This is a genomic window from Kitasatospora sp. NPDC057904 (assembly GCF_042887925.1).
GTDB lineage: Bacteria > Actinomycetota > Actinomycetes > Streptomycetales > Streptomycetaceae > Kitasatospora.
In genome coordinates this window covers 60,632-80,901 of sequence record NZ_JBHVOL010000014.1, presented here as the reverse complement: position 1 = coordinate 80,901, position 20,270 = coordinate 60,632, and the positions used below count along the sequence as shown (strand labels likewise).

At 69.5% G+C, this 20,270-nt stretch carries 8 protein-coding genes; all 8 read left to right on the top strand.

What is annotated here, in order from left to right:
• Nucleotides 1-13: 13 nt before the first annotated feature.
• The 8 genes from ACFVSN_RS30345 (at nucleotide 14) to ACFVSN_RS30310 (ending at nucleotide 20,065) form a co-directional block, all read left to right on the top strand.
• Nucleotides 14-5,584, top strand: coding sequence for a DUF6603 domain-containing protein (locus ACFVSN_RS30345; protein ID WP_387956928.1), 5,571 nt, complete (start codon nucleotides 14-16; stop codon nucleotides 5,582-5,584).
• Complete coding sequence (locus ACFVSN_RS30340) at nucleotides 5,584-8,049, top strand: hypothetical protein (protein ID WP_387594113.1); 2,466 nt, start codon at nucleotides 5,584-5,586, stop codon at nucleotides 8,047-8,049. Before ACFVSN_RS30345 ends, ACFVSN_RS30340 begins: the two co-directional genes overlap by 1 nt.
• Entirely contained in the window at nucleotides 8,046-13,010 is a 4,965-nt protein-coding gene (locus tag ACFVSN_RS30335; RefSeq protein ID WP_387956927.1) for a hemopexin repeat-containing protein, read from the top strand. Before ACFVSN_RS30340 ends, ACFVSN_RS30335 begins: the two co-directional genes overlap by 4 nt.
• Nucleotides 13,007-14,407 (top strand): hypothetical protein, encoded by a 1,401-nt coding sequence (locus tag ACFVSN_RS30330; protein ID WP_387594110.1) that lies wholly within the window; start codon nucleotides 13,007-13,009, stop codon nucleotides 14,405-14,407. Before ACFVSN_RS30335 ends, ACFVSN_RS30330 begins: the two co-directional genes overlap by 4 nt.
• 13 nt (nucleotides 14,408-14,420) lie before the next feature.
• Nucleotides 14,421-15,842 (top strand): hypothetical protein, encoded by a 1,422-nt coding sequence (locus ACFVSN_RS30325; RefSeq protein WP_387594108.1) that lies wholly within the window; start codon nucleotides 14,421-14,423, stop codon nucleotides 15,840-15,842.
• 95 nt (nucleotides 15,843-15,937) lie between these two features.
• Nucleotides 15,938-17,419 (top strand): hypothetical protein, encoded by a 1,482-nt coding sequence (locus ACFVSN_RS30320; RefSeq protein ID WP_387594106.1) that lies wholly within the window; start codon nucleotides 15,938-15,940, stop codon nucleotides 17,417-17,419.
• A gap of 198 nt (nucleotides 17,420-17,617) precedes the next feature.
• The gene (locus ACFVSN_RS30315; RefSeq protein WP_387594104.1) at nucleotides 17,618-18,145 is read left to right on the top strand and encodes a hypothetical protein; all 528 of its coding nucleotides are present in this window, start codon (nucleotides 17,618-17,620) and stop codon (nucleotides 18,143-18,145) included.
• A gap of 504 nt (nucleotides 18,146-18,649) precedes the next feature.
• Nucleotides 18,650-20,065, top strand: a complete 1,416-nt coding sequence (locus ACFVSN_RS30310) for a S8 family serine peptidase (RefSeq protein WP_387594102.1) — start codon at nucleotides 18,650-18,652, stop codon at nucleotides 20,063-20,065.
• Nucleotides 20,066-20,270 lie beyond the last annotated feature (205 nt).

Below are 20,270 nucleotides of genomic sequence, written 5' to 3'. Positions count from 1 at the left end.
ACCTGGAGACATTATGAGTCTCTCCGTGCAAGAGCTGAGAAGGATGCTGCGGGATGCCTCTCAGCAGCAGTATTTCGAGATGGATGCCGAAACCCTTGATATCGAGGGTGCCGACGGCCTGTTCACCGACTATTTCGGCGGTGGGCCCCTGGTCCTCACGGGGGCACGAGGAGATCCGCTAAGGCTCACCGCGCACGGGGAGATCGATCTTCCGGGGGTGGGTGCCCAATCGGCCCAGGTCCGCTTCACCGCAGACGACGAGGCGGTGAGCGGCTTGCAGGTGGCGGTGACCTGGGAGGACTGGCACATCGACATGCACGGCGTCGATGTGGACCTGCTCCCGCTGAAGGAGGACTTCTCCTCCTACTTCACCTCCCCCCTGCTGGTGTTCTCCGCAATTCCGGACGGTTTCGAGCGGGTCGTGCCGGAGGCGATGGCAGCCGTCGACCTGGCCGACGACATGGGGTACCTGGCGCTGGTCGAGCAGCCTTGGCCGGAGCGCAGCACCATCCTGGGGGTCTTCCCCGGTGGGATCTCCTTCGGGTCGCTGGCGGAGCTGGCGCGGAGGATTCCCCTGCTCCCCGAAGGGGCACTGGACGGCGTGGAACTGCCCGGCCCCGTTCAGGGCGCGCTGGAAGCCGTCCTGCTCATGGACGTGAGTGCGGAGTTCGACTGGGGCTCACGGGAGTTCTTCCACGTCTGCGGGGACCTGCGCCTGGACACCGACGGCGGCTGGGACGTCATCCCCGGCTTCCTGGCACTTGAGGAGTTCTCCGCCTGGTTCTACTACAACAGGACCGACGAGGACGAGGAACCAGCCGAGGAGGAGAGCGAGTTGGCCGCCGGGCTGGCCGCCCGCCTGAGCGTGGGCAGCAACAAGGACCTGGTCCTCGATGCCGCTCTGACGCTGCCCGATCTCTGGGTGACAGCCACGATCGCCAAGCCCGACAGCGGCAGCGAGCTCTTCCGTCCCTACCTGCCGGAGGATCTGCGACAGCGGGCCGACCTCCAACTGGAGTACGCCTACATCCAGTTCGACGCCGCCAGCGGAGCCTATTCGCTCGGCTGCGCCACCGCACTCGACTGGGACTTCGGCCTGGGTCTGGAGCTGTCGGAGGTCCTTCTGGAGATCTCCTCCGCCCCGGACCGGGAGACCGGTGGCACGCTCGTCGCGAAGATCAACTCCGGAGACACGCCCATCGTCGTCATGGCCCGCAAGTCCGAAGCCGGCTGGGGGTTCTCCGGAACGGCCCGCGACATCCAGTTCGACGGATTCTGCGACTGGTTCTACGACACCTTCAGGACGCACATACCGGCGTCGATCAGGGACATGCAACTGAGCGTCGTCCACGTCGAGTTCGACAGTCAGTCCGCCGGCGCGTTCCATTGCCGGGGATCGCTGCCGCTGGGGGACCGGTCCAACGACGCCGAGTTCGTCCTGCACGCCTCGGTCGGCCCAAACGGCTGGCGCTTCGATGCCGAACTCTCGATCGAGGTCACCCTCGGAGACGAGCCGGAACCCTACCCGATGGTGTTCGCGGTGAGCTTCGGCGACAGCGACGACGAGTCGTTCTGGACGGCCAGTTGGGCCGCCGAGCGGGAGCCGCTGCCCGTGCTCGACGTGCTGCGCGCCCTGGGCCTGCCGGGTGGCGACTGGCAGGACCGATGGCCCGAAGCACTGAAGCCGACCGTCAGCGCCGTCTCCTTCAGCTACCGCGCAGGCCAGATCGTGGTGTCCGTCTCCACCGAGCGGCTGAACCTGACCGTCGTGTCCGTCCCCGACCCCCTGAGTGACGACGAGACTGTCTGGGCGTTCCAGTTGGCGGTGCGGGTCACGGCCAGTCTGAAGCAGATCCCGCTGGTCGGCGGGCTCATTCCCTGGCAGACCGACCTCTCCGTCACCGGTGTCCGGATCCTGACCTGTTCGGGCCTTCTGGACGCCGAACAACTGGAGGCCGTGAACACGGCGCTCGCGGAAGGGGTGGAGGAGGCCACGCCGTTCCCGATGATCGGTGAGGACGGCGGCCTGCTCGAAGGCCCGATGCTCATCCTGGACTACACGCTGCCGGGCGTGGAGCCGGATCCGCTCATCCTGGTCATGCCCACGGACACGGACACCGACGAGGAGGACCCCGACCAGCGCCCCGCCATGATCTGGCCCGGATCGCGCTTCCTCCTGCCGGCCGGGTCCGACGACTCGGGCGAGACCGACGAACACGCCGCTCTGGACAGCCGGGCCGGATCGGTCGCCGGCGGCGCCTCCTGCTGGGTCGACGTGGGTGCCGAGTTCGGTCCCCTGCTGATCCAGCGGATCGGCCTGAACTACCGGCGCGGCGTGGTCTACCTCATGGTCGAAGGCTCCCTGTCGGCGATGGGGATGACGCTGAGCGTCGAAGGCATGGGCCTCGGACTGGATCTCAATGCGAAACAGATTTGGCCGCTGCCCGTCAAGCCACGCATCGACGGTGTGGGCCTGGACTTCAACCAGCCGCCCCTGCACATCGGCGGCGCCTTCCTGCGCCTGGACCCGCCGCCGGACTACGACCTGATGCTGGCCGGCTCCGCGCTGGTGGAGCTGCCGCAGCTCGGCCTGTTCGTGGTCGGTGCCTACCAGCGTCGCGAGAACGGCGGGAGTCCGTCCCTGTTCCTGTTCGGACGGGTGATCGGCCTGACGCTGGGCCTGCCTCCGTTCGTCGTGACGGGCTTCGCCGCGGGCTTCGGCTACAACAGCACCGTCGCGATCCCGGGGCAGAGCCAGGTGGCCTCCTTCCCCCTGGTGGCGGGTCTGGACGAGGGCGGCCTGCCGGACAACCCGATGGCGGTCCTGCAGGACCTCATCGCCCGCAGGACGGTCTCTGCCAGACCCGGGCAGGTGTGGCTGGCCGCCGGCATGGACTTCAGCATCGTCGAGTTCATCCGCGCGCGGGTGCTCCTGCTCCTGGAGATCGGCGACGGCCTGACGGTCGCGCTGCTCGGCACCGCGGCGGCCGCCTTCCCCCCGGAAGGCACGGCCTACGCACAGGTCAAGCTGCAGCTGCGGGTCGTGTACTCGTACGCGCAGGGGCTGTTGGCCGCGAGCGCGGAGCTGTACGACTCCTTCGTGATCGACCGCTCCTGTGTCCTGACAGGTGGGTTCGCCTTCTCCTCGTGGTTCGGGAACAGCGCGCACCCCGGGGAATTCGTACTCACCATCGGCGGGTACCACCCGGATTACCGGGACCAGAAGCCGGACCACTATCCGGTGGTGCCACGGCTCGGCTTCTCCTGGTCGCTGGGCTCCAACATCAGCATCACCGGTGGCGCCTACTTCGCCCTCACCCCGCGCGAGATCATGGCGGGCGGGGTGCTGGCCGTGCGCTACAAGGTCGCGAACGTGAAGGCGTGGCTGGATGCCAAGGCCAACCTGTGGATCACCTGGGCACCGGTGACCTTCCGAGCGGAGATCGGGGTCGTCATCGGGGCGTCCATCGACCTCTGGCTGACCAAGCCCAGTGGCGAGCTGAGTGCGAGACTCCAGCTCTGGGGACCGCCCACCGGTGGCCGGGTCGAGGCGAAATTCGTCTTCGTCACCGTCAAGATCAACTTCGGCTCCTCCGGGATCGGTGGTCCGAAGGACATCACCTGGCCGGAGTTCGTCAAGCAGCTCCCGGAAGAGCCGGTGCAGATCGCGGCCACCGAGGGCCTGCTGGTGGACGCCGAGGAGGAGGCGGAACGGATCGCGGGCAGCGAGTCCGACACCGAACGGTGGCTGGTCGGGTTCGACGGTTTCACCTTCCGCGTCAGCACGGCCGTTCCGGCCTCCACCGTCACCTTCGAAGGCAGGCCGATCAGCGGCGACGCCCTCGACATCCGGCCGATGCGCAAGCAGCAGCAGCAGTCCCCAGTGACGGTGACCGTCCAGTACAACAAGGCCGCCCGCGGCGCCGCCGCCCAGTGGGGGACGCTGGCCGACCCCGACACCTGGCCACGGGAGGCGATCCGCGGCAACGTCCCGTCAGCGCTCTGGGGAAAGCCGCGTTCCGTCGACGACAGGGAACTGGTGCCTCACCAGCTCACCGGGGTGACGGTCACCGTCCCACCGCCCACCGAAGGCGATGCCCTGCCGAAGATCACCGAGCAGGCGCTGGGCAACGAGGAGATGCTGGATGCGGTGACGCCGGTCAGTCGGCACCGGCCGCCTGCGGGAGTCGTCGTCGAGCCCGTCGAGGAGTCCGGCGCGGGCGTCGCGCTCGTCGCCGAACGGATCGCCCGGCCGGAGACGGTGACGGCCCGCGGCAACCTGCACCAACTGCTGGACACGCTGTGGGCAGAGCTGCCCAATGACCGGCTTTCGGGTCTCGCCGCGCACGCAGCCGAGATCGGCCTGCCGTCCGATCCGCTCCTCGTGGAAGGTGCCCTGGAGCCCGAGCCCGTGCCGGAGCCGCGGCCGGCGATGGCGTGGCTGTTCCACGTACTCGGACGGGAGGTCGGCGTCGTCGACCTGGAGACCATGGAACAGCTCGAACCGCTGCCGGTGCCCTCGGGCTTCGATGCAAACGCGGCAGTGGCGACACCCGACGGTTCCAGGATCTACACCTGTTCCAACAACGGCATGTGGGTCATCGACACGGCGAGCAGGACCATCAGGTCCTCGGAGATCGTCGGCACGCAGCCGTTCGTCATGGCGGTGCGCGCCGACGGGCAGCGCGTGTTGGCCGCCTCCATCCCCCGCAACCGCGCGGTGGTGGTCGATCCGGGAGGAGCCTGGGGACCCCGGGCCTTCGACTTCGTCCATCAGGGCTCCCGGACCGTGGCCATCGATCCCGAGCAGGGCCGGCTGTTCGCCCTGCGGGCGACACCGTCGACGGTCGACGTGTACGCCACCGAGACCGGACAGCTGCTGAACAGCTGGCCCCTCGCGCGGCACTACCCCTACCAGGCGGCCGTGACGTCCGCCGGACAGCTGTTCGTGTTCGTCACGTCGTCCTCGTTCTCCGGCCAGCCCGGCTCGGTGCAGGCTCTCGACCCGGATACCGGACGCGACTACGCGCCGCTCGACGTCGGGAACGTGACCAGACTGTTCGCGGGTTCCTGGGACGGGGCGCCCTGCGTCTTCGCCCGGGAGGGGTTCCTGCTCCGTGCCCTGCGCGCGGAGACGGACGGCGGCGGCCAGCCCCGCACCGTCCAGCTGGGCACCTTCAACCTCATGACCCTCGTCACCGCGGAGCAGTCCCCTGACGGCCGCATCTGGGCCGTCGACGGTGCGGGACCGAACTGGGGGATCTACTCCTCGTTCGACACGAGCAGCCTGATCAACGCCGGCCAGGCGGACCTCCTGCGCTTCTCCCCGGACGGGGCGCGCGCCTACGGCGTGCGCGCGGGAGCGAACCGGCAGCTGCACGTCGTGGACGCCACGGCCGTACCACCGCGCCGGCTGGGGAGCATCGATCTGGGCAGCGAGAACCTCTGGCGCTTCGTCGTCACCGTTCCCATCACGGAGTCGGGTTCCATCCTTCGGGAGCAACGCGAGTCGGCTCCCCCTTCCTCGTCATCGAATGGACCGCAGCGCGATGCCGGCACCTCGCCGGTCGAAGGAGAGGCGTGATGGCTACGCACAACAGCGGCCCCATGACGGGGCGCCGGGACGTCAGCTTCAGACTGGATCTGCGTGATCACCTGGTTCCCGCCCTGCCGGGTGGCTCGTACCGGATCGTGGCCAAGCAGGGGCTCCCGAACCTGGGCGAGTCCACCGGGCCCTACTTCGACGAGAAGGTGCAGGAGTTCGAGATCCGCGCTCCGCAGTTCGCCCTCCCCGAGGACATGGTGACCGCGGTCAATCCGGTGCCGCACGAGCTCGGCGCCTTCGCCGGCACGCTGCCACACATCACCCTGGCCGACCGGCTGCTGCCGTGGGAACGGACCCTGGAGCCCGGGGCGCTGGACGTCTCGGCGACGGTTCCAGCACCGTGGCTGGCCCTGCTGGTATTCGCCGAGGAGGAACTTCCCAATGACCCGGGTGCGTTGGGCGCGGTCGACACCAAGATCGTCGAGGACCTGCTGACCCGGCCGGAGCCGGGCGTCATCACCCCCAAGATCCCGCTCACCCAGGTACCGGAGGACGACCTTCGCCGTGAGTGCGCGACGATCCGCGTCCCCCGGTGGGTGTTCTCCCTCGTCTGTCCGCACGAGGACGAGCTGCGCTACCTCGCGCACACGCGAACGGTCGAGGAGGACCGGCTCCTGCGCGGGGAGGACTACGCGGAGGGCGAGTTCGCGGTGCTGCTGGCCAGTCGGCTGCCCGATCCGCTCGGCGGCCGCTACGTGGCGCACCTGGTGTCGCTGGAGGGCTGTCTGGAGGCGCTGCGGGCGGGTCCCGTCACGGGGCCGGACGATCCGCGGGACGTGCGGGTGGTGTCTCTGCATCGCTGGTCGTTCGACTGCCTGCCGTCCACCGGCGTCGCCTTCCCCAGCCGGATGAGCGACATGCTCTACGGACCCGACGCGCGGCAGAAGGACCTGATGCTGCGCCTGCCGGAGCCCGGCGGCGGTGGCGGGGCGGCCGGGACCGAGGTGCGGGAGCGCCTGGAGGGCGGTTGGGTGCCCTTGCCGTACCGGGTGGAGTCGGGGGAGGGAACGTTCGCCTGGTACCGGGGGCCATTGACCGCGGAGCCGGCGCGGAAGCTGCCGGAGTCGGCACCCGCGCGGGCGGGGACGGGGGCACGTGCGAGGGTGGGAGACGAGCCCGCGCCGGAGCGCTGGACGGATGCGTCCCAGTTGCAGGTCTACCTGCACACCTGGGGTGTCTTCGACACCTCGTGGTCGGTGGCCTGGTCCCTGGGACGGGCCCTGGCCCTGGCCGACGCCGATTTCTCGGCCTCCCTGTCGCACTGGCGTACCCGCGCCCGGTTCCGCGCGGGCATGCTCGCGCAGCGTCTGGCCGGCGTCGATGGCGCCGCGGGCCATGACGCGCTCGGGCGCCTGATGGCACCCTGCCCCCAGGGCAAGCGGTTCGTGCAGCTCGTCGCCGACGGAGCCGCTGGCTCCATGGTCCGGGCGCTGGCCTCCCCCGACCCGCTCCGGGCCGTGCCGCCGCGTGGCACCGCCGTACGGGGCGGCGGGCGTGGGCCGGCGCTGCGCACCGTGCTGGAGGACGCCGACAAGCGCGCGGTGCTGGGCGAGGTGCTGCGTGATCGGATGGAGGAGCCGGCCGAGCCCGTCACCGGCTGGCTGGAGCGGCTGAGGCTGCTCCACCCGGTGCCGTTCGCGCATCTGGTCCCCGACCCCGAGATGCTGCCGCCGGAGTCCTTGCGGTTCTTCTACGTCGACCGGGGCTGGCTGACGGCTCTGGAGGCCGGAGCGGTGAGTGTCGGTCTGACCGGGAGCACCGATGAGCAGCTGGAGGCCCTGGCCGCGCCGTGGGCCGAGGGGCTGCCCGAGGACGACTCGTGGCCGAGAGCCGGAGTGCTCGTGCATTCCTCCCTGGTCACCGACTGCCCCGGGCTGATCATCCGCGCGTACCGGCGGGAGCAGGTCGGTCGTCCGGCACGCCCCGAGGAGGGGGACCGGCCGGTGCGGCTGTTGCGCTGGGAGTACCTGGCACCGGACATCCTGCTCTGCCTGTTCGGTGAGGTTCCCGACACGCTGGAGATCACCGAGCCGCCGGAGGGCCTGTCCTTCGGGATCGACGTCCACCCCGGCCCGGGTGACGACAGGGACAAGCCGGTGATCAACCTGCGCCGCCTGACCGCGTCCGGGACCGGCCAGACCATCCAGGGGGCCTACTTCCCCACTCCGGTCGGGGAGTCCGGGGTCGAGGCGTACCTGCGGACGGACCCGGCGGGCCGGCCGCGCGTGCTGGACCTGCGTCCAGGCACGACCGGGGGTCTGCTGAGGGACCTCGGCGTCCGCTTGGGGCAGGCCCAGCAGCCGGTGCCGGCCGCCGGGCCGGGTCCGGCGGCCCTGGCTGTGCAGCTGGCCAACGCTCCGTATACCCAGTATTTCACCCCGTGGCGGGCCGATCTCGAACCTTCGAGCGGCCTCGGGACGAGTGAAGGGCAAGACACGCCATGACCGTTACCCCGCCCCTTGCGGCCGACGGACCGACGCCGCTGCTGGTGCCCATTCACGTCGATGCCCTGGTGGTCAACAATCAGGTGCGGTGGGCGGAGAACTTCCACCGCTGGCAGGCGAACTACCACCTCACCAAGGCGAACCGGGTCTCCCCCGAGCCGCAACCGTTCAGCAACATCGGTATCAACTTCGCTGCTGATCCGGATAGTTGCGGGATCTATCTGGACTGGCAGCTGCCGCAGGCCCTGGTGTCCGGGAGTCAGGACCAGGAGACGGGCGTGACCGAGTTCCCGCTGGTCCCCAACCGGTGGCTGGTGGTGCGCACCCACGGCAGGGCCGACTCCGAGACGCGGATCCAGACGGCGTGGATGGTCGAGAGCGACTTCCTCGATCCCGCCGAGGGTACCAGCGCCTACCTGACACCCGGCAGGGAGCTCACCCGGATCGGGCGCCGCGTCGATCTGGCCGACGGCTGGTCCGAACCCGAGCCCGCCGCCCGCGATCTCTTCCTGACCGCGATCGGCCCCGGCGTGGCGACCTTCGCCACCTATCAGCCCTACAACACCAATGTCTTCTCCCTCCACGACCTGATGCGCGACCTGGCCGGTGATCCGCAGGAGAACGACACCGGGGAATGGATCGTCAGCTACCTGGTCACGGGCTGGTACAGCGATCCCGCCAAGGACCTCCTGGCCGGTGCGGGCGATGACCTGGCCGCGGCGCTGGAGGCGCTGGAGTGGACGGCGAGCGATCCACCCGCGGCCGGACCGGTCACCCGCACGGTCTACCACGGCATCGCCCTGGACGTCAGCTGGCAGCTGGACGGAGACCTCCCGGACTCTCCGCGTCCCGACCGGACCGACGTGGCGATCGGCCACACCAGTACCGACGCCTTCGAGAGCCTGCTCGGCGCCGCCCCTGGCGATGACGACGAGCTGCCGGCCCTGCTCGGTGCCTGCCACCACGGCGTCCTGGACGACCTGGACGACGCCGACGGCGAGTACACCGCCGCGGATGCGAGGCACGCCGCCCGGTTCACCCCCTCGCCCGCCGCCACCACCTGGGTGCTCGAAGGGGTGCCCGCCGAGGAATCCCTGCGGACCGCCGCCGTCCCCGTCCCCGGTCAGCTGTTGCCACCCCGGCGGCCCACGACAGTGGACGCGGTGCTCGTCCACGACTCCGGTGAGCGCGTGCAGTTCGTCGAGGCGGGCCGCGTCCACACGGTGGGCACCGGTCGCCGTGGTACGGCCACGATCGCCGGCGCCTGGGGTGCGCCGGAACCTTTCGGCCAGGACCTGGACACCGCATTCCTGGACGAGCACGGCCTCCGGCTGATCCTGGCGGGTGACCAGTGCTGGTCGCAGGCTCCGTGGGAACAGGCCTCACCGATCGCCCGACGGTGGCCGGGCCTGCCCACGGACTTCCAGGCAGACCTCGACGCCGGCGCCGTCCACGAGGGTCTGCTGTTCCTGTTCAAGGGACCGCGATACGTGGTCCATGACATCGCCACCGACCGGACCCGGCCGGGCTTTCCCCGTTTGCTCGGTGCCGACTTCCCCTCACTGCCGTCTGCCTTCACCGACGGGATCGACGCGGCAGCTTTCATCGGCCGGTTCCTCTACCTGTTCAAGGACGGGGACACCACAGGGGTCGCCCTCGACGGCGAGATGACGTGGCTGAACGAGCTCAACTGGCACCAGGCGGACCACGACGCCACCGCCCACCGCCTGGCCGCGGCGCAGCGCCGGGTGTACGACCTGTGGTGGTGCTCCGGCCTGCCGCGCATCCCCGAGTTCCCGGGCGCGTCCTGGATCGCCACGCCGGTCCCCAACATCTTCAAGCCGCAAGGGGGGCCCGGGGTACCGCCCCGGCCCCAGCACCTCGCCGATGTCCTGTGCTACGGCTCGCCCGTACACTTCGTCCACAAGAGCGGGAGCACGGTCGGCCGCGGCAACCTCGAAACCGACCAGATGGAAAGCGATTCCACCATCGCGGCCCTGTGGAGCCTGCCCGCTCCCTTCACGGCGGACCTCGATGCGGCGTTCGCCATGGCGGACACCGACCAGTGGTTCTTCAAGGGCGACCAGTGCTGCCACCGCGTGACAGCCGGCAACACGAAGACCGTCAAGCCGATCAAGGAGATGTTCCGCGGGCTGCAGGAGAACCGATTCGAGCACTTCTGGAGTGACCTGGACGCCGTCGATCACGCGTCCGGCCTGGTGTTCTTCTTCAAGGGCATGCAGTACCTGATCTACGACTGGCAGAACGACACCGTGGAGGAGGGCTACCCGCGTCCCTACCTCGACGACATGCCCGAACTGCCCATCGCCATGAGACGGGGCATCGACGCCGCCGTGGTGGTCGAACCGTTCCTCTTCCTGTTCACCTCCGCGCTGGAGACGACCGGAACGGTGGGCACGCTGATCCCGGGCCCCCGAAGGCCGCGCTACCGCGACGTGCTCGCCACGTGCCTGGCGGATGCCGAAGCCGAGGCCTCCGACCTGGAGGGCCTGCTCGCCGAGGCACGCCGGCACATCCCGTGGGGCCGGACCGCGGAGGAGCTCCAGGACTCGATCGCCGACTACATCGACCGCAACGGCCTGGAACTGCCCGAGGGCGCGGAACTCAAGTGCGCGGTCCAACCCGACTTCCACCGGACCAACGACCCCATCGTTGTGCTCCACGGCACCAAGGCCGACCAGGTCGCGCGGCTGGAGGCCGACGAGGGGCTGCGGTGCCGCTGGCCCGCCGAACTCATCACCACGCTCTTCCTCTCCCCGGCCAACAGCACCGAACCCGTGTCCGCCGGGAACAGGGTCCCGCTGCCGAGCAACCTGCCCGTCCCGCCGGGGCTGGGCACAGCGGTGCTGCCCGCACTCCTGAAGGAGTTCTTCCACCTCGACCCGGCGAACGCCCCTGCCCTGGCCAGGCTCACCGTCCCGCCGCTCAACGCCGATCAGACCGCCCGTCTGGTCCGGGCCATGCGCCTCCCCAAGGAGCATGCGGACGGGCCTGTGCCCGCCCTCGGTGCCCGCCCCTGGGAACAGCCGTGGTCACCGCTGTTCTTCCAGTGGGAGGTGGAGTACTACGCCATCCCCTTCCAGGAGGGCGACCCCGCCGAGGGCCTGCAGAACCACTGGGACTTCGACGGCACCGAGTACCGCTGGCGCGGTGGCTACAGCAGCACGGAGCCCCAGACCCTGCGGGGGCGTCAGTTCCTCACCCCCACACCCTCCGAGACCGGTGCCGCCCGGCTGCACGACTACGCCGACGACCACCCGGGGCCGCACGCAGAGGCGCTGCACGCCCTGGCGGACGAGATCAGGCACTCGGACTGCATCTCCCAGTCCCTGGACGGCTTCAGCGCTCAGCTCCTGAGCCGCAGTTCCAGCCGGGCCGTGGCCCCGCTGACCGGCAGCCACACCCTGCGCACCGCGCTGGAACAGCAGATGCTGGAGACCGCTCCCGCCGACCCGGGTCCGCTGCCACGGCCGTTCCTCGGCTGGGCCGATGCCTACGACTACGGTGTCCGGTTCCGTGAACTGCGCTGCGGGCAATTCGCGTTCACGCGACTGAACGTCGTCGACCGCTTCGGCCACGTCCTTCCGGTGGTCATCCCGGACGAGGTCAAGATCCGCGACACCATCGGCCTGGGCGTGCCCGCGTACCAGTTCCGCCCGGTCCTGACCCCCGACCTCGCCCCGGGCCTCGACGATCACGACGAACCCGTCACCGTGATCAGGCAAAACGCCGGCCGATTCGTGCAGCTGACGCCCCGGATCAACCAGCCGGCCCGGATGCGGCTCACCTTCCTGTCCGCCCGCGACGACACCCACACTCTGGACCCCGACGAGGCGGATCGGGCGATCTGTGCCTGGCTGATCCCCAACTACCTCGACCAGTCACTTCTGTGCTTCGCCCCTGAGGGTGCCCCGCTGGGCTACCTGCGCGACATGCTCCCTCCCGGCGGAGAGCGGCGCCCGGTCTGGCAGCCACTGCCCTTCTCCGGGTACGAGAAGGTGGACGACCTCAGGCCCGACTACGTCCACCTGCATGGCTTCGTGCAGGACCTCCTGGCCCAGGGGTCCCCGGGCCTGACGGTCATGCTGAAGGTCCTCGACCGCGCCCTGGAGACGATCTCCCCGCGGGGTGAGATGGACCTAACCTCCCCCTGCGCCCTGATCGGCCGGCCGCTGGCGCTGATCCGGCTGCGCGCCCAGATCGACCTGGACGGCCCCGCGTACCGCAGCCCGTCCTGGTTGCACCTGATCGAGGACCTGCCCGACCCTCACTACCTGTTGAACGAGCGCTGGCCCGTTCGCCTGGGCGAACGCGACAGGCTCGGCGACTCCCTCATCGGCTACTACCGCGACAGCCTCGGCCGCGGCGGGACCTACGAGCGGCTGTACACCGTCCTGACCTCGGACGATCTCGTCGAGCTGATCGCCGGGAACGAGGCGGCCATGGACTACTTCGAGCCCATCGGCAGCGGAGAGAACCTGTCTCTGCCGGCCAGGAACACTCCCTTGCACGAACGCGCCAGCATGGGTCACCTGACGCTCATCGCGGACCCGCTGGGCAGCGTTCACGCCACGACCGACATCCTGCCGGTCACCAAGGCCCGCCTGCCCGGCCACCTGGTCGAGGAGAGCCTGAATACGCTCTTCGCCTCCTTCCAGTTCGCGCCGATGCTCACCGTGCCGCAGGAGTCCGTCGCCGAAACCGCCACGGACGAACCCCCCGGCCTCCTGCTCCCCCGCCCCTCGGACCGCCACGGCCTGTGGACCTGGACCGAGCGGAGCGCCGATGCCTGGGCCGAGGCGGCCACCGTCCCGGCCGACCCCAAGGCCCGCTACCCGCACCCGCGCCCCACCCTGCACACGGGGGCACTGCAACTGCGCCCCGCACGCACCACGCAGGAGTCCCCCGACGCGGCCCACCAGGAAAGGCCCTCCTCATGACTACCCCCGTCGGCAGCACCCCAGCGGCGTCGGTCGGGCCGACCCTGCTGGACTACTCGGTGGCCAGCTCACCGTCGCCCTTGCAGGCCAGTCCGCTCGACACCGGCGCTCCCTACAGCACCACGGCCCTCGACCTGGTCGCGTGCACACCGCCGAACGAGGAGGGCCGGCTGACCAGAATCGTCGTGGTGGTGCCAGTCGGCGGCGGCACGCACGACATCGCGGCCATAGGTGAGGGCATCAGCGCCGTGCTCACTCCCGACACCATCTGGGAGGTGACCGAAGTGGCGTCGGACACCGCCGTCAGGTTCACCATCGCTCCCAAGGCCGGCGGCTCGGCGACCATCGATGCGCTTTCCCTGCGTCTGGACGACATCCGGGTCAACCGTTTCCCCGGCCACGCCCAAATCCTGGTGCAGGAGTACTCATCGGAGGGCGGCCGGGATCCGGACAGCGTGGCGTACCTGGTCATCACCAAGCACCAGTACGCCCCGGAGCTCGTCGCTGGCACTGCCAACCGGTTCAGGGCGCTCCGCAACAACGGCAGCCGGCAACCCGCCACACGGATCTCGGCCGGTGAAACGGTCCTGCTGGAATGGAAGGACGATCACGACAAGAAGCGCCGGCTGTACTACCAGCGCCCCGGCGGGACCCACACCGGCCCCGACGTGAGGGTCGACACGGACGTCAGCGACCGGTCCACCTACACCGTCGAACGCCTCTACCGCACGACCACGTTCACCCTGATGACCTGCGACGACGTCACCGGAATATGTTCCTACGACACCGCCACGGTGACCGTCGACAAGCCGGTCCTCAACAACCTCCTGCTCACCGGCCCGCTGGGTGGCAGACCCACGCTCACCATCACCAGCGACGCCACCCTCGGGCAGAAGCTCGACCTCGCCGGACCCCTGACGGCCCGGACGGCCGTCGCGCAGGGTCCCGTCAACCCCGGCCGGCTGCTGGCCTCCACGACGATGTCGGTGAACGGCTCGATCGACGCGACCAGGATCACCACGCGGGGCAAGGCGGTCATGGGCGACACCAGAACGGCTGCGCTGACCGCGAGGAAGCGGGCCGACATGCTCGGCACCCCGGTCGCGCTGACCCGCGGTCTGTACTCGGACTCGGCCGCCCGCCAGCCCCGGGCGGTGACGGACGGATTCTTCTGCGGGTGTTCCCAGGTCGACATGCCGCCGATCTCGTACGACTACCGGGCTCGCTTCACCGCGGGGGCGCGGGAGGGCGGCATCAACGTGGACAAGGACATCGTCCCCTCGGACTCCCTCTTCCTGCCCGTCAAGAAGAGCGAGCTCTGCCCCAACGGCTACCTGAACTCCAACAGCTACCTCGGCGCGACGTACACCTACCACTTCGTTCCGCTCGGAAACTAGCGAGGAGGAAGCCGTGACCGCCCCAGTCATCGAAACCCGGGCCCCGGCGGGCGAAGGAACCCTGCTCACCTACTCCGCGATCACCTATCCCGAGATCCTGGAAAGCGACCCGGACCGTCCCCAGACGCTCGCCGACGTCATCCTCGTGGTCTCCAACACCACCAGCAGGATGGTGCGCGTCGACAAGCTCGAAGTCGAGTTCTCTATCGGCGGCAGCCCGCAGGACCTCGCCACCGCCGCGGTACCAGCCGAGAGGATCTTCGTCGACGGCAGCAACTGGCTCCACCGGGTAGGGAATCCGCCCGCGGACAACATCATCACCTTCACCCCGAACGCGGACGAGGACCCGCTGGCCGGCGGGATCACCATCGACTACGCGGCCATCAGGCTCACCGATGTCCCCATCAACACCGCGCCGGGAATCGCCTATCTCCAGCTGCGCGAGTGGGCGGAGTACGGCCATCCGGTCGGGGACGAGCCGGAGTACGAGCTGCGCCGCGCGAACATCAAGATCACCAAGTTCGCCGCCGGAACGGGCTCGGGCGCGGACTCAGGCACCGGCTCCGACCTGCGCGCCTATCTGTTCCCCTACACCCCGGGCGACGCACCGGTGACCAGCGTCGCTCCGGGCAGCGATGTCCTCCTGCGCTGGGACGCCATCCGCGACGTCGCCTACAACATGCACTACCGCGACCAGGACGAGGGGATCATGCCCGATCCCGGAACGCGTGGCACCTGGAAGTGCCCCGAACCCCTGGTCAGCGACACCACCTTCACCCTCCAGACGGTCTCCCAGCACGGAGGCGATCCGACTGTTCGTTACGACACGCTCACCGTCGCCGTCACCGAACCGACATATCCCGGCCTGACGGTCCAGGACGGCGCCATCACAGCGTCCCCGTCCGGTCTGAGCGTCATCGGCCCCGTCGTCGCGGAGAAAGACCTGCGGGTCACCAGCACGGTCGACGCGGCTCAAGGCGCCACCATCACCGATCTGTCGATCACGGCGACAGCGAATCTCCGGGCCACAACCATCGAGATCGGCGAAAGGCTCACGGCGACCGGGCACTTGAAATCCACGGCCAACACCATCGCCACCGACCTCAGCTGTACCGGTGATCTGACCGCGACCGGCAAGGTCAGGCTCCTCGGCACTCCTTCCAGGCTCACGGATACCAGGGGCACGGCTTCGACCGACGGATTCATCATCGGATTCGCCAAGCGCAGTGATGCCCGCGGTGGAACCATTTCGGCGGAAACCGATATCCCGGAAGGCTCCACAGGCGGCTTCCGCAAGTGCCACAGCACGGTGCGCGCACTGGGCAACGAGAGACGCACCAGCTTCTGCCTCCTCGTCAGACGAGGCGAGTCCTGGGCGACCTCCTTCTCCGCCGGCCTCACCAAAGAGTTCTGGTGGATCCCCTTCGGTGTCTAGACCTCGCACCTCCCGGATCCGCCACCGCTGTTGGCCGCTTCCGGCTGCAGCGCCGACCCAGCACACCCGTACAGCACACCCGTGAGGAGCCCCACATGGCCGCCCTGACCGCCAACCCTCCGGCTCTCCTCGACTACACGGTCCAGTCCGTTCCTACCATCCTGCGAACGAGCCCGATCGTCGGTGAACTCGACAGCGTCACCATCGACATGGTCATCTCCGACAGCCGGGACGCCCCCGTCTGCTGCGCGGAGATCCGGATGATCATCCCGATCGGCAAACTGCCCCAGGACCTTGCGGCATCGGCCGCCGGCATCACCCCCAGGATCAGCCCGGACACGTGGACCGCGGTGATGGTCCAGGACGACGTCCTCGTCCTGCGCCCCCAGAGCAACACAGCCACCTTCTCCCCACCCTCCCTCGCCGACAGCGGTGGCGGCTACTTCACCCCGATCGGGGAGGACGACGCGACCCTGGAGACATCGAGCCTGACGCTGCGCCTCAGTGGGGTCCGGGTCAGCCGCATGGCGGGAATCGCCAACGTGGAGATCGAGGAGTTCAGCTTCGAGGCAGGTGAGGATTCGGGGGACCAGATGGGCCCGCGCCATCTGGAGATCCCCATCGGCACGTTCCCCTCGGAACGCGAAGGGTCCGGCAAGAAGATCGCCGGGAACTTCTCCGCCCACCTGCCCACCGCCGACAGTGGGACCAACCCTGAACCGGCCACCCTCGTCCCGGTGAACACCCCGGTCGTCCTCGACTGGCTCGGACCCGCTGGGGCCACTCATCGGCTCTACCATGACGGCAGTCCCGAAGGGTTCCCCGTGTCCTTCCCGTACGAGACGCCACGGCTGACCCGCGACACCACCTTCACCCTGGACACCGCACTCGGACGCGAACACTACTTCGCCACGCTCACCGTCACCGTCGACGCCCCGGTCCTGCCGGCCCTCACCCTCGACACCCTCACCGGTGTTCCCGAGCTCACCATCGGCGCTCCGGTCGTCGAGGAGCACGCCCTCGACGTCATGGGCACGCTGACGGCACGGAACTCGTTCGTCGTGCCACCCGACAAGAGCATCACCGCGGGCCACACCGAAACGGTCCAGACCGGAACCGGCACGACCACGGAACTGTCGGCCGGCTCTTCTTCCACCGTCGAGGCCAGCGCACTGGAGGTGGCGGGCGAACTCACCACCGAGGAGCTGCTGTCCATCAAGGACGGCGGGCACGTGCAGATCCTCGGCCCCGTCCAGAACCGCCGTGGAACGGCCGACTGGGCCATGGCCCCCACCAACGGATTCTTCCAGGAGGAATCCAACACCGGATGGGTCACCAGCTCCGGCAATCTGGAGCTCACCTCCGCGATCGAACGGGACTACCGGGATCTCAAAGGATCGGTTTGCCTGCCGGTCAATGAGGGCTACCAGTGTGCTGCCGAAACAGCACAGAATACCCCCTGCTACTGGATCCCGATAGGGATCGGCCCACTCCCCGCGACAACGCGGGACAGGGAACCGCCGTCCGAACCGGCCACCGGACAAGCACCTTCCGGAGACGCGGACTTAGAATCCTGAGCCGTGCTCCCGCGAGGTTGACGATGAAACCGACTGGGGAATTGCGAGCAGCAACTGGGGAATCTCGGAGAAAAGCCATCCAGTTGGCGTTTTCCCCGTGGCGATCCGGACGACTGCTGCGCAGGATTGGCGTACGCATAGGGGGTCGTGAACAAACCCTCTCGTGACGTGACCCAACAAGACCCAGGAGAATCCTCGATGTCCGTCTACACCACCATGTCACCGCAACTGGGGCAGCAGTACCCGCAGCAGTCCAATGGATACGCCCACCCGTTCGTCCAGCCGTCGTACCTCCAGCAGCAGGACCTGTTCGGGCAGTTCCCGACGGCCTCTCCGGGACTGGGCGGCATGCCGTTCACCCAGCCGCTGCCGTCGACCCTCCCGTGGGACACCAAGGCCTGGGGACACGGCCTCCCGGGCCTGCCGCTGCTCCAGGAGGCCCCGCTCCAGGGCCTGTTGCCGCAGATCGTGACGGACCTCGCGCTGAAGTGCGCGGCCGCCACGGCCGCCGCGGTCATCGAGCAGCTGCGGATCGAGCCCCAGGCACTGGTCGGGATCCAGACGCAGGGACAGATTCCGGCGCACCTGGTGTCGAGCGTGCTGGTGGAGTGCGCACGCCGGGTGGCCCCCGTCATCCACCTCACGCTGGCCCAGCTGAACGGCCGCCCGGTGGCAGGACAGTCATGGCCCGCCTCGGCGACGGGGTTCTCCGGCCTCACGATCTGACGTACCGGTGCGCGGCGTGGCCTGACCGAGGCACGGCCGGCCAGCTCCCCTGATCACACCTGCTGTCCCGTGCGAGGCGCAGGGCCTCGCACGGGACGGCACGCGTCCCGTCTCCAGATCCGAAGGTTGGTCAAGTACATGAGTGACAGCACGGGAAAGGTCTCCCCGAGGACTTCCGGCAACAAGCCCAACGGGGCCGAACCCGGAACACGAGATGCCCAGGCGCCTTCGCCCCCCGCCTCTCCCACCGCGTCTCCCACCGCCCGGCAGCCGGAGTCCGACACGCTCCTGGCCGCATCGGGCCGAGGCCGGTACCTCCTCGCTCCTCGCCCCCCGCTCTTCCTCCCGGCCGGAGTGGCGCCACCCGAATCGGCCAGGCTGTTCGCACAGTTGGAGGAGGATCCCGAGGTCAGGGTGCTCGCCCGGGTGCATGCCACAAGCGCCGACCAGGCGCAGGCGACCGACGGGCCGCGCCCGTTGTGCCCGCCCGTGATGGTGGCGGAGATGACGAAGGCACACGCGGCAGCCCTGGCCGCGAACCCGCAGGTGTTCCTCGAACCCGACCAGCCGCTCGTCTACGACGTCGTCAGCCCGCTCGTCCAGGCCGTACCGGCGACCGACCCGGCCGTGGCCGTTCCGCTCGCGGAGAGCGTGCGCCTGACGGTCCAAGTCAGGGGGGCCGACGGTCCGGCCCTGGAAGGCGTCCACGTGTGGGCGGTTGGGTCCACCGCGCCGACGCACGCGGTTAGCGATGCCTACGGCAACGCCCTGCTGGCTCTTCCCACCGATACGGCGACGACGCTGCGGGCCCTGCACGTCCGGCCGCGGAACGGCTACTGGCCCGCCCGGATCGAGTGGCCCACGATTTCGGACGATGGAGACCTGGCCGTCCTTGTGGAGGTACAGCCCCTCAGCGATCTGGCCGCCGAGTTCCCGGACCGACCACTGACAGGCTGGGGCCAGCAGGCCATGCGGACGCACCAGCTCCCCCGGTCCCAGCGGGGCGACGGAATCAGGATCGCTCTGCTGGACTCCGGCATCAGCCGGGAACACCCCGACCTGAAGGACGCTGCGCGGACGGGGTATGACTTCGTCGCCGGCTCCGATCAGACCTGGGCGTCCGATCCGACCGGACACGGCACGTGGTGCGCCGGGGTCATCGCAGCGGCCGACAACGGCACGGGGATCACCGGTGTCGCCGCCGATGCCGAACTGCACGCCTGCAAGCTGTACCCGGGCGGGCGGGTCAGCCACCTGCTCCAGGCCCTGGACTACTGCATCGGCCACGGCATCGACATCGCCCAGCTCAACCTCGGTTGCGCGGCGGCCTCGCAGTTGCTCGCGCTCAAGATCCTCGACACCCATACCGCAGGAACGGCCGTCATCGTCCCCGCAGGGGACAACGGCGTCTCGCCGGCCTTCCCGGCGAGCCTGTCCACCGTTCTCGTCGTGGGCGCCATCGGCCACACCGTCGCCCACCCCGCGGACCCGCGAGCCCGCGACGCCGGTCCCCTGCCGACCCGGCCCGGCTCCTACGCCCCGAGCTTCACCCCGCCCGGCCCCGGCGTCGACCTCGCCGCGCCCGGCGTGGCAGTGATCACCACCGCCCCCACCTACGGCTACACCCCCGCGGACGGCACCGCGCTGGCCGCCGCCCACATCGCCGGCCTCGCAGCCGTCCTCCTCGCCCATCACGAGCAGTTGCGCGCGCTCCCCCGCCACAGCGCCCGCACAACGGCGTTGTGGACCGTGCTGCACGCCAGTTGCCAGCCGATTCCCCTCGACCCGATGCGGCGCACCGGTGCCGGCTTGCCGGACGCTCCCACCGCGCTCGGACTACGGACCCCGGCCATCGCCTCCCCGGCCTCACCGGAACCGGCTTCTCCCAAGACCCGTCCCGGATCCTCCGGCACGCCCTGACCGCCGGCCGGAAGGACCGAGCCGCCTCGTTCCGGGCCACGGGAAAACCTGGCACGAGGCGGTGACGGGCTCCCCTGAGCGACCGTCCGCCTACCGCCAGAGGTCGTTTCCGACGGAGCTCTGCGGCGTCCGGGCCGTCGCCGGAACCACTGTGACCCGCTCGGTCATTCTCCTCCACCAAATGAACGTTCTCCATATGATCGCT